The 23,756-nt window shown below is 50.2% G+C and carries 20 protein-coding genes, 2 tRNA genes and 1 pseudogene; 5 read left to right on the top strand and 18 right to left on the bottom strand.

Translation table 11 applies throughout. The features are described 5' to 3' along the window. Positions 1-37: 37 nt before the first annotated feature. Together CCALI_RS02030 and CCALI_RS15615 are read right to left on the bottom strand one after the other, a co-directional pair. Positions 38-1,054 carry a tyrosine-type recombinase/integrase gene (locus CCALI_RS02030; RefSeq protein ID WP_016481803.1) on the bottom strand — a complete coding sequence of 339 codons (1,017 nt, stop codon included), beginning with the start codon at positions 1,052-1,054 and terminating at the stop codon, positions 38-40. Continuing rightward, the gene (locus CCALI_RS15615; protein ID WP_016481802.1) at positions 1,051-3,531 is read right to left on the bottom strand and encodes an extracellular solute-binding protein; all 2,481 of its coding nucleotides are present in this window, start codon (positions 3,529-3,531) and stop codon (positions 1,051-1,053) included. Before CCALI_RS15615 ends, CCALI_RS02030 begins: the two co-directional genes overlap by 4 nt. Positions 3,532-3,746: 215 nt before the next feature. Here CCALI_RS15615 and CCALI_RS02020 point away from each other — a divergent pair, with 215 nt between their 5' ends. Further along, complete coding sequence (locus tag CCALI_RS02020; RefSeq protein ID WP_016481801.1) at positions 3,747-4,055, top strand: hypothetical protein; 309 nt, start codon at positions 3,747-3,749, stop codon at positions 4,053-4,055. Positions 4,056-4,069: 14 nt separating this feature from the next. On the opposite strand, the gene CCALI_RS02015 is transcribed toward CCALI_RS02020, so the two are convergent. From CCALI_RS02015 to CCALI_RS02005, 3 genes are all read right to left on the bottom strand, one after another. Then, positions 4,070-4,594: a hypothetical protein gene (locus CCALI_RS02015; protein WP_016481800.1), complete on the bottom strand. Its 525-nt coding sequence runs from the start codon at positions 4,592-4,594 to the stop codon at positions 4,070-4,072. 75 nt (positions 4,595-4,669) lie between these two features. Next, positions 4,670-5,344, bottom strand: a complete 675-nt coding sequence (gene rsmG / locus CCALI_RS02010; protein ID WP_016481799.1) for a 16S rRNA (guanine(527)-N(7))-methyltransferase RsmG — start codon at positions 5,342-5,344, stop codon at positions 4,670-4,672. Further along, the gene (locus CCALI_RS02005) at positions 5,338-6,360 is read right to left on the bottom strand and encodes an RluA family pseudouridine synthase (RefSeq protein WP_016481798.1); all 1,023 of its coding nucleotides are present in this window, start codon (positions 6,358-6,360) and stop codon (positions 5,338-5,340) included. The genes rsmG and CCALI_RS02005 overlap by 7 nt, the downstream gene beginning before the upstream one ends. A 268-nt stretch (positions 6,361-6,628) precedes the next feature. Between CCALI_RS02005 and CCALI_RS02000 the strand changes: the two genes are divergently transcribed. Further along, positions 6,629-7,249 (top strand): hypothetical protein, encoded by a 621-nt coding sequence (locus CCALI_RS02000; RefSeq protein ID WP_016481797.1) that lies wholly within the window; start codon positions 6,629-6,631, stop codon positions 7,247-7,249. Between the two features lie 41 nt (positions 7,250-7,290). Here the strand turns inward: CCALI_RS02000 and CCALI_RS01995 are convergent. Together CCALI_RS01995 and CCALI_RS01990 are read right to left on the bottom strand one after the other, a co-directional pair. Further along, a tRNA-Ser gene (locus CCALI_RS01995) sits at positions 7,291-7,376 on the bottom strand. Positions 7,377-7,410: 34 nt separating this feature from the next. Continuing rightward, positions 7,411-7,483, bottom strand: a tRNA-Arg gene (locus CCALI_RS01990). A gap of 118 nt (positions 7,484-7,601) precedes the next feature. Between CCALI_RS01990 and CCALI_RS01985 the strand changes: the two genes are divergently transcribed. After that, positions 7,602-8,576, top strand: coding sequence for an ornithine cyclodeaminase family protein (locus CCALI_RS01985; protein WP_016481796.1), 975 nt, complete (start codon positions 7,602-7,604; stop codon positions 8,574-8,576). Positions 8,577-8,579: 3 nt separating this feature from the next. Here CCALI_RS01985 and CCALI_RS14685 read toward each other — a convergent pair whose 3' ends face one another. Genes CCALI_RS14685 through tgt form a run of 6 tightly spaced genes read right to left on the bottom strand, consistent with a single transcriptional unit; the run spans position 8,580 to position 16,386 of the window. After that, on the bottom strand, positions 8,580-10,979 hold the full coding sequence (locus CCALI_RS14685; protein WP_016481795.1) for a response regulator: 2,400 nt from the start codon (positions 10,977-10,979) through the stop codon (positions 8,580-8,582). A 12-nt stretch (positions 10,980-10,991) separates the two neighbouring features. Then, positions 10,992-11,945, bottom strand: coding sequence for a Rossmann fold nucleotide-binding protein involved in DNA uptake (locus CCALI_RS01975; protein WP_016481794.1), 954 nt, complete (start codon positions 11,943-11,945; stop codon positions 10,992-10,994). 2 nt (positions 11,946-11,947) lie between these two features. Continuing rightward, positions 11,948-13,003, bottom strand: a complete 1,056-nt coding sequence (thrC, locus tag CCALI_RS01970) for a threonine synthase (RefSeq protein WP_016481793.1) — start codon at positions 13,001-13,003, stop codon at positions 11,948-11,950. 55 nt (positions 13,004-13,058) lie between these two features. Then, positions 13,059-14,417 (bottom strand): 3-keto-disaccharide hydrolase, encoded by a 1,359-nt coding sequence (locus tag CCALI_RS16425; protein ID WP_155850449.1) that lies wholly within the window; start codon positions 14,415-14,417, stop codon positions 13,059-13,061. A 33-nt stretch (positions 14,418-14,450) separates the two neighbouring features. Next, positions 14,451-15,248 carry an HD domain-containing protein gene (locus CCALI_RS01955; protein ID WP_016481791.1) on the bottom strand — a complete coding sequence of 266 codons (798 nt, stop codon included), beginning with the start codon at positions 15,246-15,248 and terminating at the stop codon, positions 14,451-14,453. Next, positions 15,241-16,386 carry a tRNA guanosine(34) transglycosylase Tgt gene (tgt, locus tag CCALI_RS01950; RefSeq protein ID WP_016481790.1) on the bottom strand — a complete coding sequence of 382 codons (1,146 nt, stop codon included), beginning with the start codon at positions 16,384-16,386 and terminating at the stop codon, positions 15,241-15,243. Before tgt ends, CCALI_RS01955 begins: the two co-directional genes overlap by 8 nt. A gap of 225 nt (positions 16,387-16,611) precedes the next feature. Here tgt and CCALI_RS01945 point away from each other — a divergent pair, with 225 nt between their 5' ends. Further along, positions 16,612-17,571, top strand: a complete 960-nt coding sequence (locus CCALI_RS01945; RefSeq protein WP_044949550.1) for an aldo/keto reductase — start codon at positions 16,612-16,614, stop codon at positions 17,569-17,571. Between the two features lie 55 nt (positions 17,572-17,626). Here CCALI_RS01945 and rsmI read toward each other — a convergent pair whose 3' ends face one another. Both rsmI and srlD read right to left on the bottom strand, forming a co-directional pair. Continuing rightward, on the bottom strand, positions 17,627-18,385 hold the full coding sequence (gene rsmI, locus CCALI_RS01940) for a 16S rRNA (cytidine(1402)-2'-O)-methyltransferase (RefSeq protein WP_016481788.1): 759 nt from the start codon (positions 18,383-18,385) through the stop codon (positions 17,627-17,629). A gap of 2 nt (positions 18,386-18,387) precedes the next feature. Next, on the bottom strand, positions 18,388-19,179 hold the full coding sequence (srlD, locus tag CCALI_RS01935) for a sorbitol-6-phosphate dehydrogenase (protein ID WP_016481787.1): 792 nt from the start codon (positions 19,177-19,179) through the stop codon (positions 18,388-18,390). A 292-nt stretch (positions 19,180-19,471) separates the two neighbouring features. On the opposite strand from srlD, the pseudogene CCALI_RS16975 reads away from it, so the two are divergent. Then, a pseudogene (locus CCALI_RS16975) lies at positions 19,472-20,553 on the top strand (aldose epimerase family protein). 8 nt (positions 20,554-20,561) lie between these two features. Here the strand turns inward: CCALI_RS16975 and CCALI_RS01925 are convergent. Genes CCALI_RS01925 through rph form a run of 3 tightly spaced genes read right to left on the bottom strand, consistent with a single transcriptional unit; the run spans position 20,562 to position 23,644 of the window. Continuing rightward, positions 20,562-22,241, bottom strand: coding sequence for an alcohol dehydrogenase catalytic domain-containing protein (locus tag CCALI_RS01925; protein WP_172636613.1), 1,680 nt, complete (start codon positions 22,239-22,241; stop codon positions 20,562-20,564). A gap of 50 nt (positions 22,242-22,291) precedes the next feature. Beyond that, entirely contained in the window at positions 22,292-22,915 is a 624-nt protein-coding gene (gene rdgB / locus CCALI_RS01920; RefSeq protein WP_016481785.1) for an RdgB/HAM1 family non-canonical purine NTP pyrophosphatase, read from the bottom strand. Between the two features lie 3 nt (positions 22,916-22,918). Continuing rightward, positions 22,919-23,644, bottom strand: coding sequence for a ribonuclease PH (gene rph, locus CCALI_RS01915; RefSeq protein ID WP_016481784.1), 726 nt, complete (start codon positions 23,642-23,644; stop codon positions 22,919-22,921). Positions 23,645-23,756: the final 112 nt, after the last annotated feature.

Raw genomic sequence — 23,756 nt, 5'->3', positions numbered from 1 at the left:
CTTGATATGGTGTCCAACTTAGGCTTGATAATGAGTATTATACAGACTTCGATGAGGCCTCATCAGACAGATATCTGGAGAGCATGTCGCTTATCTCACCCTGTAAGTCCTGACGGTTATCGTCATATACTTGAAGCGTCTCTAAACGTGCGTGTCGTGAAAGACGCTGAACCCGGCGAATATCGCCTTTGGAAAGATCGAGAGCCAAAGTGATAGCGGTGTGTCGTAAACGGTGAGGACTGACGGGCTTGCCAATACCGCATGCTTTCGCACGCGTGCGCACAATCTTGTAAACACCATCTGCCGTAAGAGCCTGCCCCCGGCGACAGTTACTGAGGCTGATCAATAGAGGTGCAGAATCGCTACCCCCATGTCCACTAGCTTCTAGATAAGTCCGCAATGCCTCTTGCAATCGGGCAGAGAGGCGGATGCACTCTTTTTGTGTCCCCCGTCCTTTACCTGTTATTGAAAGCGTCCCCGAGACCGCATCATAGTCTCCAACACGCAAAGCCACAATTTCGGCGCGACGCAACGCATTCTCTAGAAGGAGCAACATTAATACGGTATCGCGCTTCCCGACAAGGGTTGTCGTATCTATGGAACTTACTAGTTCACGAGCCGTTACACCATCAACCCCTGTGGTGTCACGATAAGGTCTCACTCGCTCCCCAACAATGCGTCCCTCTAAAACTACATCGGTAAGGCCTAAGCGTCTTGCAAAGCGGACGAGGCTTTTTATCGCCGCTAATCTCCGATTTACGGTCGCCTCTGCCAGCCCTCGCTCCATGAGGTGGGCTTTATAACGGAACAACAGCGCAGTCATTTCAGCTGCTGTCAGGCTTAAAAACCGCCTTACGCCCTCTGGCGTCGGAAGAACTCGAAAGGCAAATCGAAAGAAATCGTTGAGATCGGCTGCATAAGCGCGCCGCGTATTTTCACTTCTGCGGTCAGCAAGCAGCAGGCCCACGATGTCATCTTGAATGAACTGCCGGGTCTTCAAGAGGTCGGTGTCGCTCTTTTCTGGTAGATCAAGGGAATCCGAACGATCATTCATCGTTTCTCTGCCTCGTAGTAGACCCATCTAGGTGCTAGCTTCAGTTGAATGAGCGTGAGCAGAAGGATGATCACAAATAAAAACCAGGCAAGCGCAGAGGCAAAGCCCATCTTGAAGTACTGAAAGGCGTTCTTAAAGAGATAGAGTACAGGCATAAGAAGACTGTCCAGCGGACCGGCCGGCTGGCTCAAATCTCCCCCGGATAATACATAAACACTGTCAAACTGTTGTAGGGTGCCTATGATGCCCATAATCACGTTGAAGAAAATGTAGGGTGAAAGCATGGGCACGGTGACGTTGCGAAATTTTGCCCACCAACCAGCGCCGTCTATTTCAGCGGCCTCATAGAGATGTTGCGGGATACCCTGCAAACCAGCAAGCCACAGGATCATGCCAGAACCTGCTCCCCATAATCCTTGTAAAATAAGGGCAGGTTTCGCCCACGCAGCGTCAGCTAACCATCCCGGAGGTGCCCATCCAAACCACCGATCGAGCGTCGCCTTCCATGCGGCATCAATTAGACCTCGATTTGGGTCGCCATTGAGGAGCCATATCCATAAGACAGCACTAGCGACCACGGGCACAATAGAGGGTAAGTAAAATGCAGTTCGGTAGAAGCTCATGCCCTTTACCTTCGCGTTGAGCAGCAGGGCCACCGAAAGGCTCGTAACGATTCCAAGAGGGATGCCTATAACAGCTACATACATTGCATTAAATAGAGAAACACGCAGATAGTACCCATCGTCACGACCAAACATCTCGACATAATTATGCAAACCAACCCATCGAGCCGGATGAAGCACATCGTAGTCGCAAAAGCTAAAGTAGAGAGAGGCGATCATAGGTCCTGCTGTAAATATCAAAAAGCCTACAAGCCAAGGTGCGATGAAGACATACCCCGCAATTGCCTCCGCTCTGCCCAGCTGACGCATACGTAGAATCTGGAATACTCGCCATAGGGCTATGCCGAGCACAACGCATCCTGCTATGACACTTAAGACGATAGGCACGACAGGTGGAATCAAAGGATAGGTGTCCTCCTCAAAAACCTTATCAAGCTCGTGTTGGACAACACGTGTCGCTTCATCTAGAGCCGCTTGTGGTGATTTTTGATGATGTGTCGCAACATCCATGGCTCTTACTTGCTCGTCCCACAGCCTCTGTCCCACAAAGGTCACCGGCCGAAACCTCGCGTGATCCATCATGGAGATAAAAAGTTCCATGGCTTTTTTAAACTTCGGATCTTTAGGACCGTATTTAGCAAACACAACCCGATTCGTCATGCGATTTGCCGAAAGACTCGGTACAAAGGGACGTCCTTTAGATGCATCGTAAGCTTTGGTAGCTTCTGCATCAATTAAAGCGGCCTGAGGGCTAGTCATCCATTTAATGAACTCCCAAGCAGCCTCGACATGACGAGCCCCTCGAGGAATAGCGTAGGAGAAGCCTCCTGCCCAAGTTACGAAAGTATCCTTATCGTGTGCAAAACGGCCACGATGATAGTACCGATCTGCGGGCACCGGAGCTGGGGCAACGCCGAAATCAAGGTCTGGTTTGTACCGCGCAATAGATGCGGGTACCCACGAACCGTCTATCTTCATCGCGACTTTGCCTGTCAGAAAGGGATCAAGCTCATTAGGCTGAAATCCCGATTGGAATGCACTGATCTTGTTAATCCCGCCCAAGGCGTCATAGACTTTCACCATGTAGGCCAGCGCCTCGACGTTGGGTTTGGCATTCATTGTGCAATGCTTTCCATCTGGAGACATAAACTCGCCATCGTTCTGCCAAGCGTAAAGATAGAGCCAAGAGTTTCCATAATTCGGAATAAAACCAATACGGTTGATAGTACCGTCGGGATTGTACTTTGTGAGCTTAACAGCGTCTTGTAGAAGCTCATCCCAAGTGCGCGGCGGCATAGGATTCCCTTTCGCATCTACTATCCCCGCTTCACGAAACAGCGCTTTGTTGTAAAATAAAGCTCTATCGTCCGTGGAATCCGGTATTGCGAACACATGTTTCTCCCCGGTCTTGGGATTTGTATAGGTTGCCTCTCGCCAACAAGCTGGATAGTAATCTTCCGGCCTAACCCCAAAGGGCTTGTTTCTGTCCCGCGCAATGAGATTGTCTAAAGGGAGAAAAGTATCCCTTGAAGCCCAATCCCCTATGGTAAACCTGTCTTGGTGAATAACATCTGGGGGCACATTGCCAACGATGGAGGTCATCAGCTTCTGAGGGTCCATGTTTCCTGCCCCCATACCGAGCACGCTCACAACGATGTTGGGATGCATCTTTTCAAATGCAGCGATACGTGCCTCCAGCCCGGCCGTCTCTTCTCCAAGCTGCATACCCCACACAACCAACTTTATCTTGCCAGGCGGCACTTCGGGCGCAAAACACCCTTCCAAAGCACATAGTGCGACAATAGCTATTCCAATGCAGATAACCTTTGATATTCTCAGTGGCCTCCGAAACATCTGTATTCCCTCTCTTAAAACGGCTCTGTTTCAGCTTACCCGCTAATCCGGTCAAAAGGCTCCAATCACAGAAGCAAGCCCATCCTCACGCAGAGAATACATCCATCAAGATGCTGCAACCTAAGCTCATCCTTTACGTAGTAGTATATGAGTAAATAGCGGTACGTCAAGGTTGACAGACACTCAAAAGTTCGCTTTGCTGAAGGAGACTTTCTATGCTTAGCTTCTTTCTTCTGTGGGTACTGCCCATTTTGCTTGGCATCGGAGCACAATGGGTATCAAGTAAATGCCGTGGCAGGAACGCTCAGCAAGCTTTCCGCTACCTGGGCTGGGGCTTTTGGCTACTTCTGCTTTGGGCACTGCCTCTAGGTCGGCTTATCCCCTTTTTCCCAGGCTTCCTCGAACCGTTGCTACTCCCCATTAAGCTACTACCGTCGGCGATCCTGTTTATTTTAGCTGGTAACAGCATCTTGAAAGAGATGCGTGCACAACAACGTGGTGAGTATACGGACCCCGCGGTATAACTCAACACACGCATCTATTGCACTACGAGGTCAACGGCAGAAAAGTGCTCATGGCCGGCTATCTGATAGGTATTTTCGCTCTGGATGCGAATTAGGTAGGTGCCGGGGTCCGTAATCCGGAAACGAATCATACCAGTGGCCACGGTATGAGGCTTAAAATCCATGGTGAAACTGTTATCCACAACCCCAGCGGATCCACTCGGATCGGGCACCGGCTTCTGGCCAGCCTTTTGTTCGTGCACTACAAAAAAGTGAACGCCTACATTCTTAAGCACACCATGGGGATATTCGCACTCCATGCGCCAGTGAACCTGTATTTCGCTTCCTGCCATTACCGTGAGAACGGGCCGCTTATTCAGGCCCCCCTCTGGCGGCGTTTCGTCAGTGAACGCCTGAACACTCTGCCCCCCAGAGGATACAGCAAGCAGTATACCGAAATGTTCGGCGCGGGCGAAAGCCTCTCGATGCCCCAACACAGTGAAAAGTCCACTAAAACCGATAGCTACTATCAGAAAAAATGTCAGACGCTTTCTACGCATACTTACCTCCGAGTTCAGGGCTCTACAGAGAAGTTGTTCATCTGCTTGTTCCACACAGCCGCGCAGCTTTCCTGCTTAAGAGCTACTCTGCTTTCGCACAAGGACAAACTTCCTTTCAATTTCGATGAATGGTAGCGCAACAGAGACGACACGTTCTATAGAGCCGTTAAAGGTCTTAATCGCTATTCTCAACTTATCTAGCTCTGCATCTACACTGCTCCCCTTATAGGCAACAGCATATCCCCCGGCCTTGACAAACGGTAGAAGCCACGGCAGCAGGCGTTCCATAGGAGCAACCGCCCTGGCAACGGCAAAGTCAAATACACTGCGATTAGAAGGAATTTTAGCAAAATCTTCGGCCCTGTAGTGAAAAACACTCACATTTCTGAGAGCGAGACTTTCAATGACCATGCGCACGAACTCAACTTTTTTACGCGTCCCATCGATCAGCACAAAGTGGACACGCGGAAAGGCGATGGCTAGCGGAATACCTGGAAATCCAGCACCAGTTCCTACGTCAAGTAGGCTCGATCCAGCAGACAACTGCAAGACCTTGGAAATTGCCAGAGAATCCAAGAAATGAAGTTCAACCATCTGATCCACAGGTATACGGGTAAGATTTACAAATTTGTTTGTCTCATATAGAAGAGCTCCAAAAGTCGCAAACTGATCACAATGCCACTCTTCCAGAGATATGCCAAACTGTTTGGCTCCTTCTACGAGTCGTCTGCGCTGTTCCATCGTCAGCATGGTGCCGTCTCGTCTCCATTCACACATATCTCTTCTAGAGCCGAGATCAACGCTTGCATGGGTTCGGGTGGTTCGGTGTGAAAATACAGCCGCTCTCCAGTAACCGGATGAAGAAACGCTAAGAAATAGGCGTGCAAAGCCTGACCTGGCAGTCTATCCAGCAACTCCTCTAGTTTCTTGCGCACCTCGAAGGCGAGTTTCGTCTGCGGCAAGTTTCGGTCGCCCCCATACACAGGGTCTCCCACAACAGGATGATGAATGTAAGCACAGTGAACGCGAATTTGATGAGTTCTTCCTGTGTGCAACTTCGCTTCGAGCAGGGTAAATAGAGAGCCGAACCGCTTTTGAACCTTTAGCTCGGTCCTTGCCTCCCGCGCCTTATGCCGTGTGTCTTCAATGACAGCCATCTTCTTACGATCTACAGGATGCCGCCCTATGGGCGCATCAATAACAGCCTCATTAAATCGAGGCGCTCCCCACACCAGCGCAAGATACCGTCGTTCCATCTGCCTCGCCTGTAACTGCAACTGTAATTGGCGAAGGGCGTAATCGGTTTTTGCAACTACGAGAAGACCACTTGTATCTTTATCAAGACGATGTACGATACCAGGACGCTCGTCTTCACCAACCTCTGAAACCTTCTCGGTATGAGCTAATACCGCGTTAACGAGTGTTCCATGTGGAGAGCCAGGAGCTGGATGCACCACCATTCCCTGTGCTTTGTTGACGACAAGTAGGTCTTCATCCTCATAGAGGATCGTTAAAGGTAGCGCCTCCGGAAGGAGCGTGATAGGTTGAGGTGGTGGAATTTGAACAGCAACTTCATCCCCTTCCCGTAAACGATAGCTAGGGCGCGATGCCTGGCCATTTACCCAAACACCTCCCCAGCCTAACGATGTCTGTTCAATCCAGCGGGTAACTGAGGAACGAGAAGTCTGAGGGACCATCCGTGCAACGAACCTATCAAGTCGTTCTCCAACATCCTCTTTGAGGATAGTGTACACCCTCTTTTCCAAATCTCTCCTCCTGATTCCTCCTAAGCGGAACATACCCTAGAAAGAGGCGATCCTGCAACTTTTGCTCGTTCTGAGCGACTAAGATAGTGACAGGAGATGACTTATAGTGAAACTTTTTTCAGAGTTCGCTTGTTAAAGTATATAGATGCATCTGCTCTCGTACTATGTTAGTACCTGCAGAATAGAGCAGCATCTGCGACTCGCCCGTACACAATGAGGTGGACTGCACTTATGAATAGAACCCTTCAGGAAAGGATAGAGACACCTCATGGGCAAGTGTGTAGAAAAATATACGACCATCTATGTTGCTCTAGGAACCATCTTGGGAGTAGGGCTTATTCTCCTACTTGCCCCAAGTCACTCTCTCAAGCAACTGCATGCGGCCAATGGAGCTGCAACAATCGTACGCCAGGCCGATGAAATCTGCTCAGAAAGTTTCCTTCACTGCACAGCGCTAACCCAGCCTATCTATCACTCCAAGTACTACTGGGCAGGCCCCCGTAGCCAACCTTACGACGTATGGGAAACAACAGGCATTACCGATTCCGGCCCTGTTCAAATGATCTTCGACGCTCACTCCAACGATCTGACCTACTTCAATCGCGAAAACTGTCAGGTGGTAGAGGATTCAACAGTGCCTGTTACCGTCCCAAACAAGACGCAAGCTGCTTTTGCAAGCGCTAATATCCTTGAGACGTTACATCTCATTCCGCGAGGTGCCTCCCTTCGTCTCGCCATAGCACCTTATCTCCTTTGGGGAGGCAACGTATGGGAGACGGTTTGGATCGTCCATAGTCCACATCAGTCCTCATTCCGCGTCAGCCTCACGATTGCAAAGCGTGGTGGCTACCTGCTGAATTTAATAAAACGGCGCCTGCCATCATCATAAGCAGGCGCCGTTTAAGATCAGTGACTTACTCCTCAACCTAGCGGAGAGAGTGGGATTCGAACCCACGGGGCTGTTTAGGCCCACGGCTTTTCGAGAGCCGCACCTTAAACCACTCGGACATCTCTCCTAGTATATCCTGCCGTCTCAAAAGAGAGCAGTAGCGCCGTCGGAGGGAATCGAACCCCCGACGCCCTCCTTAGGACGGAGGCGCTCTATCCACTGAGCTACGACGGCAGATTCGATTTTATTTTCTCATAACAAGACCGATTCTGTCAACGTCTGCCGCTTTAACGCGCTACTTAAAAATTAAGATACAATATGATTCGCTAGAGGCTACTACGGAGCTAGTAAAATGGCGCTTTTCCTTTCCGAAAAACAGGTTTCTGAACTGCTAACTATGTCGGATGCTCTCCAGGTCCTTGAAGAGGCCTTTCGGCATGCCGCCGACGGAGAGGTGCTGCAACATCCACGACGCCGGCTCATCATGCCGCGGGGAATCTATCATGTGATGTCTGCAGCCGATCTGCGAACGGAAACGTTTGGAATCAAGCTTTATACCTCTTTCCCTCCTCGTACGCGTTTCCTGTTTCTGCTCTACTCATCGCAAAATGGGGATCTGCTGGCCATTATAGAAGCCGATAAACTTGGTCAAGTGCGTACCGGAGCTGCCTCGGGCATCGCCACAAAGCTCCTCGCCAATCATTCCGAGCCACTACGTGTTGGCGTATTCGGGGCTGGTTGGCAGGCTGAAACCCAAATAGAAGCTGTCTGCACAGCCTGTACAACCCAACAAGTGCGTGTTTATAGCCGTAGCCCTGAACGACGAGAGACCTTTTGTAAAAAGATCAACGCTCTCCTGTCTCTGGATATAAGCCCTGCAGAATCTCCAGAAGAAGTCGTACGCAACAGCAATGTAATCATTACTGCCACCAACTCGATAAGTCCCGTGCTACAAGGGGAATGGCTCTCCCCCGGCACACATATCAACGCTATCGGCAGCAATATGCTCATACGTCAGGAGTTGGATGTAGAGGCCATACGCCGAGCCGACCTTATCGTCGTCGACTCCATCGAGCAGGCGCGCCTCGAAGCGGGCGACCTATTACCGGCTTTTGAGAGAGGCTATTTCCGATGGGAACAGGCCGTGGAGTTAGCGCAAATTGTTAGTGGGCAGCACCCCGGCCGAACACATCCAGACCAGATCACTCTCTTCAAATCGCTTGGCATTGCGTTAGAAGATGTTGCTGTGGCCACACATATCTATAAAAAAGCACTTCATCAAGGCATCGGCGAGGAACGATCTTTTTGGGCGGCGCTCTCTCCGTAATCCTTAAATAAGCCCTTTTTCAATAGCCAGTCGAACGGCTTCCGTTCGGTTAGCAGCACCCAGCTTTGCAAAGATGTTCGACAGATGATGTTCTACGGTTTTTGGTGCGATGAAAAGCTCTTGGGCTATATCCTTGTTACGCGCTCCTTTGGCAACTAACCGGAGGACTTCCAACTCCCTTTCATTGAGTTCAACATCCTCCCTACTATCGCGCCGATGAGCATTCAACTCGGTAAGCCACGCACTTACCCCAGGTGACAACACGATCTCACCACGATGTGCCGCTTCAATGGAGGATACAAGCTCCGATGGGGTGGCATCCTTCAGAAGAAATCCTCTGGCACCTAAACGTAGTGCTGCGGTCACAGAGTCTTCAGTAGGGATGCTTGCAATTAAGATCGCAGTTGGGCGTGGCTCCAAACTTGCGAGCTGCTTGAGCGCAGCGATGCCTCCCCCTCCAGGCATCTGTAGATCGAGCAAAACAACATCTGGGCGAAGTTGCTGTGCTTTTATAATGGCCTCATCTACGTCTCCTGCCTCACCTACCACAAGAAAAGGCCCCGTCTGTTCAAGCACCGCACGCATACCCTGCCTTGTTAAGGGATGATCGTCTACAATGAGCAGACGAAGCTGCTGTAGTGGTTTCTCTAGGGGTAACGCCTCACCAGCAATATCCTGCTTTGGGGGTAATGCCTCTGCGCTTATGTTGCTAGCTCTCTCAGGGAGCACCTGACTTGGCGGCAAGCCCGACGGCATTTCATAAGGCAACCGAACGGAGATCTGTGTGCCCCAACCTGGAGTACTCTCAATCTCCACTTCTCCCCCTAAAGCGCGCGCTCTCTCTTTCATACCAAAAATCCCATAGCCGCCTTGCCGATTTGGCGCCATCGGCAGAGTAGGGTCAAACCCTACGCCATCGTCTTCAATTCGCATGATTATGGCTTCCGACTCATAAAGCAATCCAACACGTACTCGACTTGCTTGAGAATGGCGTAGGGCATTGTTGAGAGCTTCTTGTGCGATTCTCAAAAGCGCAAGACTTTGCTCTTTTGATAAAGGTATCTCATTGCCTGAGATTACAAACTGAGTCGCGATCCCTGCTCGTTCAAGCGCTTGGAGTTCTTGGGCGATCACTTGCGCAGGCGTCATCGTCTCTAGTTCAGGCGGTGAGAGAGCTTCAATGGCACGTCGTGTATCATTAAGCGCTTCTCGCGTTAACTCTAGCGCGGCGTTCAAAAGCTTCTCTGTCTCTATAGTATTCTCTTGCCGTAAGAAACTCTGTGCTGTTTCTAACGTTAAAACCAAAGCTCCTAGCGATCTTGCCACCGTATCGTGCATCTCTCTACCTAACCTAGTGCGCTCTTGAATGGTGGCGTATCTTCGCTGATCTTCAAGAAGCCGCGACATCGCAATACCTAGGGTGGCGATGTCGGCTAATCCCTGAAAGGCTGCAACGTCTGCAGGAGCAAACACGCGTTCATCTTTCAAATAGATCACAAGTGCACCACCGATCTGATCGTGCAGCTGTAACATCGCCATCCAAACAGCACGGATGCCCTCTCGCGCTAAGCGCTCTCGCATCTCCTTGGTCAAAACAGAACGATCATTCACAGTTCGGTAGATCGGCATCGTAGAGGCGAAAGCGCGAGGCCTGATACTTTTACTTGCAATGCGTGCAATGTCTCTCCCAAACTCCGCCGAAATGTTTCTTAGAGCTATGGGCTTAATCTCCTCCCCGTCCTTCAAGAACAGCCCTACTATCTCGGCACGAAACCGACTGGCCACCATCTCTAGAAGCATCTGGCCAATATCTTGCAGCGATCGCTCTTCAAGAATAGCCGCGATCACGTCACGTAAATATTGACGTCGCTGGACTTCTTCCTGATAAGCGTTTGCAAGGCGTTGTAGTTCCACAAAAAGCCCTACTCTTTGGGCGACAGCACGCACTCGTTCATGCCATTCCGGCGATTCGACATCTGCCCTTGGGTCTACCTGTCCAACAAGCACCGACAAGACATGCTTTTCAAAAGAAAGAGGCACTATCAAAATTCGTTCACAAAAACGCTCTGATAACGGATATGGTAACAACTCCGAGTCTTCTATGAGCTGATATTCTCCCGTCCGAACGACTGTAGCAATGGCTCCAGCCTCCTCCAATGAGACTCCCCATAGCCGAAAGTTCTCATCAGTATAACCTACTGTTAGCACCCCACAAACCCGTCCCTCAGCTGGTACATGCGATAGGGCTGCCATATGGCTACACTCCAGCATTTTGGCCGCATCTTCCACGGTATGCCGTACGATTTTGTGTAACTCGTCTGGCTCGAGTGGCACGCCCGAAACAGCGGATAGCCCACTATAGCCATAAGTATTGGCTTGGTTGTCAGACCCTACGTCCATCATCTCTGTTCTTCACTACTCCTCCTGGCTTGATTGCAGCCATGAGCGAAAATCGGACGATATAAGCTCAGCACCGGCCTCATGAAGCCGCCGATTACCCTCCCGACCTGTCTCCGTGATGAAAACATGTTGGCCCCGCTGGATCGCCCGCAGGCACTCCTGATGTAGAATCCCATTTTCGCGTATATCAAGTGCAACAATGATGTCAGAGAGAGCGATAATTAGCTGATCACGGCGACGATTGTTCTGCCCTAAACAGTGATCGTCTAAACGGAACGGAGAGAGCACAAGGTCCCGATCACCACAGAAATCTATTGCGTGAATGCGGGCAGCAGGGAAGAGAGCTTGATCAAAACGCTCTCCCATAGCCTCACGAAGCCCTCTATCCAGAACATAGATCACGGGGTGAATGCTGCGCTGCGCGGTTAGTGCTAGCCTTTGATAAGGAAGCCGATCATGTCCTGTTACTGGAATGCCCTTACAGGCTATAAGCTCTGAAGCGATCTTCTCCAAATTCGTATAAGTCTCTTCAGTAGCACCATTCGAAACCAAAATAGTAAACGTAAAGCCTTCTGTAGAGTCATCTAGCAATTGATAGCGTCCTAACCCATAGAGAATGGGCGGTGGAGAGGGATCATAGGTCTCCAACCGACTTGGATAGGTTAGCTGGGTACGTGTTACACAATGCAAATTGTAAAAGCGAACTACACGTACAAGAGCCTCCGCCTTTTCCATCAAGGGCTCCTTTTTGCCCATAAGATATGCAATAGCACGAGAAGCCAAACCAAAGCGTTCTTTAAGTTCCACCGAAGAAAAGTTTAGAAATTCTCCTAGCGTCACTTGCTCTACGAGGAGGCGACTGAGAGCGTGTTCGAGCTGCTTTGCTCCAATGTAGGGCACGTGATGGAGCAATAAGGCTAGCTTCAAATAGCTAAAATTTGGAACGAATTGGCGAATCTGATCGCTCATGGCTATACACCTAAAGCCTGTAACACAGCCTCCCGTTTGGGCGGAATGCAAACGATCTGCTGAGAAGCAAGATGCATGGCTGTATCGGGATCCTTTAATCCGTGACCAGTTAGAGTAACCACAACCGTAGATGGCTCAGAGAAAAACCCACTCGTGGCTAGTTTCTTAAGCCCCGCTATAGGGGCGACACTTGCAGGCTCGGCAAAAATGCCCTCAAGCGTAGGCAATAGACGATAAGCTTCCAAAATCTCCTCATCGGTAACGGCCTCGATCACACCCCCTGACTCTTCTTTCGCCGCGATCGCTCCGTTCCAACTTGCCGGGTTGCCTATTCGAATGGCAGTCGCCACCGTCTCTGGTTTGGTAATCGGCCTGCCCTCCACCAATGGTGCCGCCCCCGCCGCCTGAAAACCGAGCATTTTCGGTAGTTTCTTACTTCGCCCTGAATGATGATACTCGCAGTAACCCATCCATGCCGCCGTGATATTGCCCGCATTACCCACCGGCATAGCATGATAATCTGGAGCATCTCCTAAGGCGTCCACAATCTCAAAGGCCACGGTCTTCTGTCCCTGTAAACGATACGGATTAACCGAATTGACGAGCGCAATGGGATACTCCTCACAAATGGAACGGACAAGAGCGAGGGCCTCATCGAAATTGCCGTCTATGGCTAACACTTTTGCTCCATGCATCAGCGCCTGCGAAAGCTTCCCCAACGCGATCTTCCCTCCGGGAATAAGCACAGCGCATTCAAGCCCAGCGCGAGCCGCATAGGCTGCCGCCGAGGCAGAAGTATTGCCAGTCGAGGCGCACATCACAATATTCTGCCCAGCCTCCACAGCCTTGCTTACTGCCACTGTCATACCTCGATCTTTGAAAGAGCCTGTTGGATTGAGGCCTTCACATTTGGCGTAGAGAGTAATATACGGACTTATGGCTGCTGCAAGACGTGGCAAAGGAACAAGAGGCGTATCCCCCTCCATTAGCGTCACAATAGGAGTGGCTGCACTTACCGGCAGCCACTCTCTATATCGTGCGATCACCCCCGAGTACAAAATGGCGCCCTTCCTACTTACTAGAAAATTGTGCGCCTATATTCTACTCTATACCCTATCGTTTAGCCAAATCATGTGGTAATCCTGGCCAATGCAGCTGTTGGATAGCCGCCCGCTGCTCTGGTAGCAGTGGTAGTTCGCGAATATAGATGTTTTTAAACCATAGGGGTGTCCAGTGGTGCTGCAGCTCAATAGGGCCGATAGGATAGATGGGCTTGTCTCGCTCCCAATAGTTTTCTAAGGTTACATTCCATACAACCAGCTTGTTATTCAGGTAGACGGTCACTTTGTCGCCGATCATCAGGATTCGAAAACGGTTCCATTCTCCAATGGGATTATCCGCGAATACGATGGGGTTGCTTGGATTCTTTTGATTGTTGTACAATCCACCAGAGCCGATTGGATTATCCCATATCTGTACCTGCGGACTGCCGCGTAAATAGATTCCACTATCCCCATGCGGCGGAATTTTCCAGTCTACAAGCAGCTCGAAATTTCCATAGTCTCTCACTGTACATAGATTATTATTCTTACCATCATAGGTTATAACTCCATCTACCACTTTCCAGTGCTTAAGAGCCTCTGCGGTGGCACGTTTTACCGCGGCAGCCCACTCGGCTTCAGTCATTTTGGCTCGCGTAGGTGGGTCACCAGCCCATCCACGCCAACCTCTCAAGTCCTTACCATCAAACAGCGCTTTAAAGCCATGCGGAGGAACGTTGTCAGGTCGCGGATGACTTAGGTCCTTGATGTAGATATTTTTGAAATCTACCTCCGTGGGCTCATGCCCCAACAACCCGATATGACCTGTGTCTCGCAACATTCCAGGATGATGCATCAGTATGGTCGGATCAACAATTTTGTTCAGATCGGCATCAACCACCATCCTACCATTGATCACTACCCTGATATGTCGTCCGATCGCCGTGATCTCTTCGTGGTTCCACTCTCCAACCGGTTTCAACGCCCCTCTCTTCGCAGGAACAACATTATAAATAGAACCACAATACTGCCACGGTTGGAGATGTTGGTACATGGGGCCGCTGTCGTCGAGTATCTGTATCTCCATGCCCATATAGGCAGCATCTCCTTGTAAGGGAGCACGTATACCGATACCATTGTTAGCATTTTGAGATAGACGGAAATCAACATCCAACACAAAATCGGAATACTCTTTCTCGGTAAAGAGATTCCCAGAGCACCCGGCTGGACAGATGATCGTCCCATCACGAACCTCATAGCCGGGGGCCTGTCCAACATAAACCCACCCATTTAAATCCTTCCCATCGAATAGCGGCTCGAACCGAGGCTCTGCCCAGCAGGAGGACGGAGATATAGCTACTCCCATCCCGACGAGAACGAACGCCAAGAGAGCGAACAACCATGAACTTTTCTTCACCGAAGCCATCATCATACTCCTTGATGTGTATGTTTTTGAAAGCAACGCCTACATTTGAACGTCATTGATCACAAGCCGAAAGCGACAACCTAATACACCGGCAGCCTTCCGGCACATGACCATTCGTTCGGCAAAAATCTCGAAATACTCCATGACGGTTGCTTTTTCCGTGTCTACAACTAGCTCGAGCGAAATGATCTTCTGGACAGCATCTATAAGTATATGCGACTTTTGCACGGCATTGTTTACACGATCATGGATATCATAGGTAGATGGATCTGGATTTTGGACCCTAGTATAGTGCACGTCGGACTTATCTGCAATGATCACGGCTGCTGTCACCGCATTGATCGGCACACCTTCCGGCTCCTCATGATTTCCAATAGCTCCCACTACAAGAGCGATTTCGGCGGCCGGCATATTCATCTTCTCAAGGATTTGGAAAGCCATCGTGGCCCCGATCTGCGGATGATAGACTCGGTGGATACAGTTGCCAATATCGTGTAAGAAGCCGGCGATAGCGGCAAGCTCTGCTGTCCGTGCCTCCGCTCCCAACCCCAGTAGGATATTGCGTGCGATTGAGGCCACCAATCCAGCATGTCGCAGGCCGTGTTCCGAATAGCCTATCGCTGCCATTTGCCGGTTGGCGGCATCAATGTAGGCGCGAATTCGTTCGTTGTTTCGTATATCCCGTAAAGTAATGACCTCTGCTGCCTTTTCCTGAGCTGCCAAAATCGGCTCTTCCACCTCTTTTATGGCCGGTGATTTTTCGGCAGGGGAAGCTGTTTTACTTGGGGGCGGCGATGCCACCCGATTTTGTGCAATGACTTCTCTGGAGTCACTCATCTATCGTCTCTTCCTCAGTCTGATAGGTGCTTCGAAAGCTCTTGTAAAAAACCTCAAAAGTTCCCTCACGCAGATGATGGCGAATGCTTCTCATCAATCGATGATAGAATGCTAAGTTGTGGTACGTCACGAGTCGGGGCCCTAAAATCTCCTTTGCCTTGAATAGATGCCTTATATAGGCCCGCGTATGACGCCGACAGACTCGACATTCACATTTCGGGTCAAGCGGTGTAAAATCCTGCTCATAACGGGCATTCCTTAGATTGATAACACCCTCCGAGATAAATGCTTGTGCGTTACGTGCGTTGCGTGTAGGTAAAACACAATCAAACATATCTACCCCACGCCGAACAGCCTCCAAAATATCTACCGGCGTCCCCACACCCATTAAGTAGCGAGGCTTATTCTCAGGCAAAAAACGCACCGTCCAAGCCACGATCTCATTTCTAACTGCGGCTTCTTCCCCAACGGCAAGGCCGCCGATGGCAAAACCATCGAAATCTAATTCCGTCAGTACCCTCGCACTCTCAGCCCGTAGCTCATAGCTTATGCCACCCTGAACAATACCAAAAAGTGCCTGAGGCCACCCACCTACGGCCATACGCCCATGACGTATATGCTCCTCTAGGCAAATCTTTGCCCACCGATGCGTCCGCTCCATCGCCTGTCGAATATACTCTTCCGAGACCGTGGATGCCGGACATTCATCAAAGGCCATGATGATGTCGGCCCCTAGCTGACGCTCGATTTCAATAACGATTTGTGGAGTGAAGAGATGACGGCTCCCATCTATATGAGACTGAAACTCTACTCCCTCCTCTCCAATGCGGCGCAAGCCCGATAAACTAAAAACCTGATAGCCTCCACTGTCCGTAAGAAGAGCGCCACTCCATCCCTCAAAACGATGCAGTCCCCCTGCACGCGCTATCAGTTGCTCACCAGGCCGAAGATGAAGGTGGTATACATTTCCCAAAATTAAACCAAATCCGATCTCCTCTAACTCGTCTGGAGTCATCGCCTTCACTGTGGCCTGCGTGCCCACAGGCATAAACACAGGAGTTTCTACCGTTGCATGAGGTAGATACAGCAAGCCACACCGCCCTAGCACACCCTCCTCTCGCGAAGGCGATGTGATCATAAATGTGGGGGTCGTCCATTCTTGAGTCAACTTATCTCTTCGAACCCTCTTGGTATCGCTGAATCCTTCCCACCACTAGCTCGAAATACTATTATACCGTCGCTCCCTCAAGTCCAGAGAGCAGTATCTTTGAAGACTTTCAGCGACACCGATTCGTACAAAAGGAGGATGTTAGGCGCTGATTTCGAACCAACCACCAGAAAGGAGATAACAGAGATGACAACACTGGAAAAACGCCGACTAGGGAATAGCGATCTCGAAATCACCCCTATCGGTTTTGGTGCATGGGCCATTGGAGGAGCAGGATGGGAGTTCGGATGGGGATATCAAGACGATCGCGATTCCATTGCCGCCATTCATGCCGCACTCGATGCCGGCATCAACTGGATTGATACGGCAGCCGTCTACGGCATGGGGCACTCGGAAGAGATTGTTGCAAAAGCGATCCGCACGAGCTCCCACCGTCCCTACGTCTTCACCAAGTGCTCCCTTCTATGGGACGAAAAGGGAAAGGTTTACCACAATCTTAAATCTCAATCGATCCGTAAGGAGGTTGAAGACAGCTTGCGCCGTCTTCAGACCGACGTTATCGATCTTTATCAAATTCACTGGCCGATTCCAGATGAAGATATCGAAGAGGGATGGAGTACCCTAGCGCAACTTAAAGAGGAAGGAAAAGTTCGTTATATTGGTGTATCCAATTTTAACGTCTCCCAAATGGAACGCATACGGCCTATCGCCCCCATAACCTCTTTACAACCTCCCTACTCGCTCGTACGACGTGATATCGAAGCAGAAATCCTTCCCTATTGCCAGCAACATAATATTGGTGTGATTGTCTACTCTCCCCTTCAGTCGGGACTTCTTAGTGGGAAGATGACTCCTGAACGCGTCGCATCCCTTCCAGATGACGACTGGCGAAAGCGAAGTCCAGATTTTCAAGAGCCACGCCTTTCACGTATCCTTAGCTTCGTAGAGCGATTACGACAGATCGGGGCGCGTCACCATCAACCCCCCGGGGTCGTCGCTATTGCCTGGACACTTCATCACCCCGCGGTCACCGGCGCCATTGTTGGCTTCCGACGCCCCGATCAGGTTCACGAAATGCTCGGTGCTCTTACTTTTCGACTTTCAGAACAAGAAATAACGGAAATTGAGCACCTGCTTCGCCAATACGATCTCTAACCGATACGCTCCCTCAAAGGCTTTCGTCGCTCTATGTAGAGCGACGAAAGCCTGTCTATTTTTTTCCTTCAGATCTATCAGATCGTTCACAACCGGCTATTAGCAACACAAATTCACCCCGCAGAGTCAGCCCCCGAACAACCGCTAGAATTTCCGATAGCAGACCTCGATCTACCCTTTCAAATCTCTTAGTCAAGTCGTTGGCAAGTGCCGCCGGTCTATCCCCAAAGACTTCCAAGGCCATTTCTAGACTCTCAATAAGGCGATAAGGGCTTTCATAGTAGATAAGTGTATGGGGCGAGTCTCTATCCATTTCAAAAAAACGCCGTCGAGGCCCTGCTTTACGTGGAGGAAAACCACGAAACGTGAAGCTATGACTCGGTAATCCCGACAAGACTAGCGCCATGACAAAAGCAGCTGGGCCGGGCACCATCGTAAGTGGAATGTTCTCTTCAAGAGCCTTTCTAACAAGGAGATAGCCAGGATCTGCAATTCCCGGAGTTCCCGCATCCGTCACTACCGCCACATGCTTCCCTTGCCGAATAAATGCCAGTATCTGCTGAATAGCTCGTTCCTCATTGTGCTCGTGAAGGGAAATTTGACGCTTTTCGATAGCGTAGCGCTTCAGCAAAAGACCGGTCTTTCGAGTATCTTCACTTGCGATAATATCTACACTTTTCAATATCCTGAGGGCACGTAAGCTTATATCCTCTAAATTCCCAATAGGAGTGGCCACCAATACAAGAGGGGGCCACTCCTCTTCATCTACCCCATTTGTAGGAGAATCCTCCGTCATTTTCCGTACTTTTGACAATGCTAGCGCATCTCCTGGCCGCCAGTAACGTTGATTGCCTGTCCCGTCATATAACTAGCTTCATCAGAGGCTAAAAACACCACCACATTACATACATCCTCATAAGTACATCCACGACCTAAAGGTACCTGGGCTTCATACTTGAGACGAACTTCCTCCTTGGTAAGTCCTTGCGTGCGGGCATATTGCTCATAAAGGCTTTCCTGCCACAGAGTGCCATCTAAAAGATTACCTGGGCACACGGCATTTACACGGATCCCATAAGGTGCCAGATCAAGAGCAATAGACTGGGTAAGCCCTATTCCTCCAAACTTGCTTGCTGAATAAGCACTGTTTCGAAAACTCCCTTTCTTCCCCGATTTTGAATTGATTTGAATGATATTCCCTTTCCGCTGATTTACCATTACCCTTGCCGCTGCGCGAGCACACAAAAAATAGCCAAACAGGTTCACATCTATAACCCTTCGCCAAGCCTCAGCGGGAAATTCGGTGATGTCATAAGCAATCAAGATGCCGGCGTTGGCCACGAGGAGATCAAGCGCCCCGAATCTACGCACGGTTTCCCGTGTCATCTCCTCTACCTGCTCCTCGTTGGTTACATCTACCTGTACGGCAAGCGTCTCGGCCCCAGTAGCTCGCGTTATCTCCTCTGCTGTCTCACGCGCCTTCTCAACTTTAATGTCAGCGATAGTAATGGCACGACATCCCTCTCGGGCTAGACGATGAGCTATTGCCTCGCCTAGACCCTGTGCACCACCGGTAACAATAGCCACCTGGCCTTTCAAACGTTCCATTCTCTCATCGCTCCTGAATAGATTTGTACACTTAGCAGGAACTACCTTTCATAGCGTCGAACTCTAATTCGGCTTTATTATCATATCACATGCGCGCCACCTAAACTTCGGAGGAATCGTGGATCCTCTAGGATTGAGGGGAGGGTGCCGGCCTTGAGGAGGAGACACCTATCACTTCTCATAGTACCGGTGAACATTCCGGCCTCACTTATATTATCCTAGCAACCTCAGCAGGACTCGCCCCAAGCAAGCATCACACTCAAAACATTGCCATCATCAATACTTTAAATAATTGTCCGCCAAAGTCGGACACAATAGGGAGTGTAAGTTGATTAAACAAGAGATATTTGGAAAGCTGCCCAATGAAGAGCCTGTTTCGATTTTTACGCTAACTAACTCTCACGGCTCCACGGCACGCGTCACTAACTATGGAGCTATTCTCACCTCCTTGGCCGTACCCGATCGCAATGGGAATATCGGTGAGGTCACCCTTGGTTTTGATCGGCTTGAAGACTATCTTAATCCACACCCTCACTTCGGTGCCACGATTGGCCGAGTTGCCAATCGTATCGCCAACGCGGAGTTCACTCTCCATGGGAAACAGTATGTCCTAGCGGCCAACCATGGCACACATACACTTCATGGCGGCAAAATGGGGTTTGACAAGCAGCTTTGGCAAGCAACGCCGCAAAGCGAAAACAATGCCGTTACCTTCTCTCGCCTCAGCCCCGATGGGGAAGAAGGGTTCCCAGGGAATCTTCGTGTAGAAGTCACTTTCACCCTCACTGAAGACAATGCCCTCCGCCTCGACTATTTGGCAACCACCGACATGGATACTCCTATCAATCTTACAAACCATGCCTATTTTACCTATCGGGAGAAGGAGATATCCTTGACCATGAGCTTACGCTCAACGCCTATCTGTATACACCTACAGACGACGAGCTTATCCCTACAGGAGAAATTTGGAGCGTTAAGAATACCCCACTCGACTTTACTCAACCAACGAGGATCGGAGCCCATCTTCATGAACTGCCTGCGGTGATCGGAGGGTATGATCACAACTTTGTCCTTCACAAATCAAATGAAGCAGCCGTAGCGCTCACTTTCGCGGCACGGGTATATGCACCCAAAACAGGGCGCATTATGGAGGTCTACACAACAGAGCCTGGGATACAACTCTATACAATGAATCGGATTCCCGATAACCTGTATAGTCGTGATGGTAAACCCTATTCACCCCATGCAGCGCTCTGCCTAGAAGCCCAGCATTTTCCTGACTCGCTTCACCAAGCGCACTTTCCTTCGATTCTGCTTACACCCAACAGCGTTTATCGGCAAACAACAATTTATCAATTTAAAACAGATCACTAAGATCACCTTTAAAGCAATAGCCGAAAAAGTTCTTCCTCGGCCGCTCTTGTCCAAAACTGGCCATCTTCTAGCAGTCCATATACAGAAGGCAGGACATCTTTCAAATCGGGTAAAGCAGTTAGTGGCAGCTGGTGAAGGTGAGGGAAAATAAGAGTCTTTCCTGGAAATCTCCCTTCCTTCACGGCCTGAAGGCCGTCACGGGCAGCTTCCATCCCACCAATTGCTGCTAGAGAGGCATTTGTATTGAGCGTGGCCTGCTCTACACGCGCCAAAGTTTCCCTCATGGCGGCCAGGGAAGAGCCACTGCTGCCAATAAACCGACAACCATCCCGCACGATACGCGTGCAAGGTACGCCGATTTTTGTTCCTCTAGCAACCCCAGCAAAGATATTAAACCAACCTCCATTTGCTAGAAGCTCTACTGCCGCTTCGATCGCAGCTGCATCAGCCACCATACTAACGATATCATCAAATGCTCTGCCACGCGTGAGCTCCATCAGCATTTCTGCCTGCTGGTCAGTATCCATCCCACGCACGTTGCGCGTAATCAGCTCTATTTGACGCTGTCTCGCTAATCCTCCAAAGCGCTTATTTAAGCTCTCCAACCTATCATCATGTCTGTCAGTTACAACAATAAGCTCGGGAGGTTCTGGCAACTGCAAGGCTCGCTGCACATGCATCTGTCCCATAGGCCCAGCCGCGCCAATGAACCATGCACATCCTCCAGCACGCAATTCTGCGGTACGCGGCTCTTTATAGGCATCTGCCACCCTATTTCCTTTAGCCCCCATATAAAAACGACGGTTATAATGGACTCGTCCGATGTCAAGGGCAATCTTCGGCGGAAGAGGCTCAGTTAAGGCAAGTACCACGACCCCATCATCGGCCGGCATATCACAGACTTTCTCTACAAGCTCCGCATCCCAACAACCGGCAATAATAATATCATCAAAATTTCCGATGCGGCCTTCCATGAGATCGCTTACAGAGCGACGAGTCATCTTTACATTTGTTGCCTCGATCTGCCTTATAATAGGAGTAACATCAAGTCCTTCAGCCGTTATGAGAACTACTTCTCGCGGCACGGGCGACGTGAGCGTCGCCCCAATCACGTCCCCGATCTCAATATTCTCGCCATCTTTTCCTACCACAAGCAAGAAGCTGCCCCCAGGCTTAGGGTGTGAGCGGTGGGCGATTGCGTAAGAGGCAACCACGCAGGCCCACGGCTCTACCAACGCAGCCTCTGCATAGCCTATTGCTGCTTGAATCGGCAATAGATAGCAGCCCTCATCCCCCTCGATCATCTCTCGCGGAATGATGCCGTACTCGGATAGACCTCCCCGAAACACGTAGCCATATGCCATAGATTTGCCGTTATGGAATACGTCGGCCTGAATAACGTAGCGTTCTCCGCGTTCGAAGTGTCCCTCTAACTCGCTCCCTACATCCACCACGGTGCAACAAACCTCATGACCTAGCGTCACAGGCTCTCTCGTAAGGTCACGTCCTATTAGTCGCGGATGTTGCGAGCCAAGCGAGACCACCTTCGTGTCGGAATAGCATAGACCACACGCATCATGGCGCACCAACAGTTCATGAGGGCCGCATTGGGGTATCTCCTCCACTTCAGGAGCGCCGCTACGTCCAAAGTTCTCTAGACCAGCTCCATACAAATTCCATCGTAACATCTTCGTAGGAATAGTTCCTAAAACCCTACGGTACCGTTCCAACTTATCCATTAGCGTTCTCTTTCATCGAGTCGAAATAGGCTTCTTAGAATTGGAATTACTCCCTGTAAAGCCATTCCACGATGACTTATGCGATGCTTCTCGTCGGGGGTTAGCTCCGCCATATGTCGTTGAAGCTGGGGTAAATAAAAGATAGGATCGTATCCAAAACCATAGTGACCACGTTTTTCATAGGCGACTAAACCCTCACATACACCCTCACTAACGAACTCTTGTCCATCCGGAGTTGCAACCACGACAACACATTGAAATCGACAGGTGCGCTCTGCATCTGGAACATGCCTCATGAGCTCGAGAATTTTGTCCATCTTTTCATCAAAGGAGGCATCCACACCTAAAAAACGATGGGAATGCACGCCAGGTGCTCCATTTAATGCATCTATTACCAATCCCCCATCATCAGCGATGGCAATCCTACCTGTGTGCTTTGCAGCGGATACCGCCTTTAAATGGGCGTTCTCATAAAACGTCTCCCCCGCCTCTTCCACAATAGGCATGGGTTCTACATCATTTAAAGTCAATAATGTTAACTCAGGGCAATAGCTTCCAAGAATCTGAAGCATTTCGCGCCCCTTCTTGGGATTCGTGGTCGCAACAAGCAACTCTCTATTCATAGCCTACAGAATCCCCTCCAGAGCGGCACGCTGCATCTTGAACAGCTGTTCCAGGCCAACCTGGGCGAGATCAAGAAGACGTAAAAGCCGATTTCGGTCAAACGGAGTCATCTCGGCAGTCCCCTGTATTTCAACGTAACGACCTTTGTCGGTCATGACTACGTTCATGTCCACGGCACAACGATGATCCTCTTCATAGCAAAGATCGAGCAACTCGTCACTGCCAACGACACCTACACTTACTGCGGCCACCATGCCCGTCAGAGGCATTCTTGTAATAGCACCCTCATCCACTAATTTTCTGCAGGCCTCCGCAAGCGCCACAAAAGAGCCTGTAATGGCAGCACAGCGCGTTCCGCCATCCGCTTGCAGCACATCACAGTCTATCAAAATCGTCCGCTCTTCCAAAACCGGCATCTCAACAACAGCCCTTAGACTCCTTCCGATCAATCGTTGAATCTCAACCGTTCTACCCGAGGGCCCGTTTCGACCTTCCCGAGGCGTACGAACGTTGGTTGAACGTGGCAGCATCCCATACTCCGCGGTAACCCACCCCAGCTCCCCTTCTAGCTTCCTAAAAGGTGGTAGCTTATCCTCTACAGACGCCGTACAGATTACTTTCGTATTCCCCATTTCAATAAGGCACGAACCTTCTGCATTGGGCATAAATCCTCGTGTGATCTTTGTCGGGCGCAACTGAGCACTCCCACGTCCATCAAATCGCGGCATAGGCGCTCCTTTCTCGCTAAATATTTTTCTCTGCCTATCTTACCCTCTATCTCGTAAAAAATTGCGGTGCGAGGCCCCTCCTACAGGTATGGTAGAGAAGACGCAAAGTAGC

The sequence above is a fragment of the Chthonomonas calidirosea T49 genome, assembly GCF_000427095.1.
In the GTDB taxonomy this organism is placed as follows: Bacteria; Armatimonadota; Chthonomonadetes; order Chthonomonadales; family Chthonomonadaceae; genus Chthonomonas; species Chthonomonas calidirosea.
This window is presented reverse-complemented; position numbering and strand designations above follow the sequence as displayed.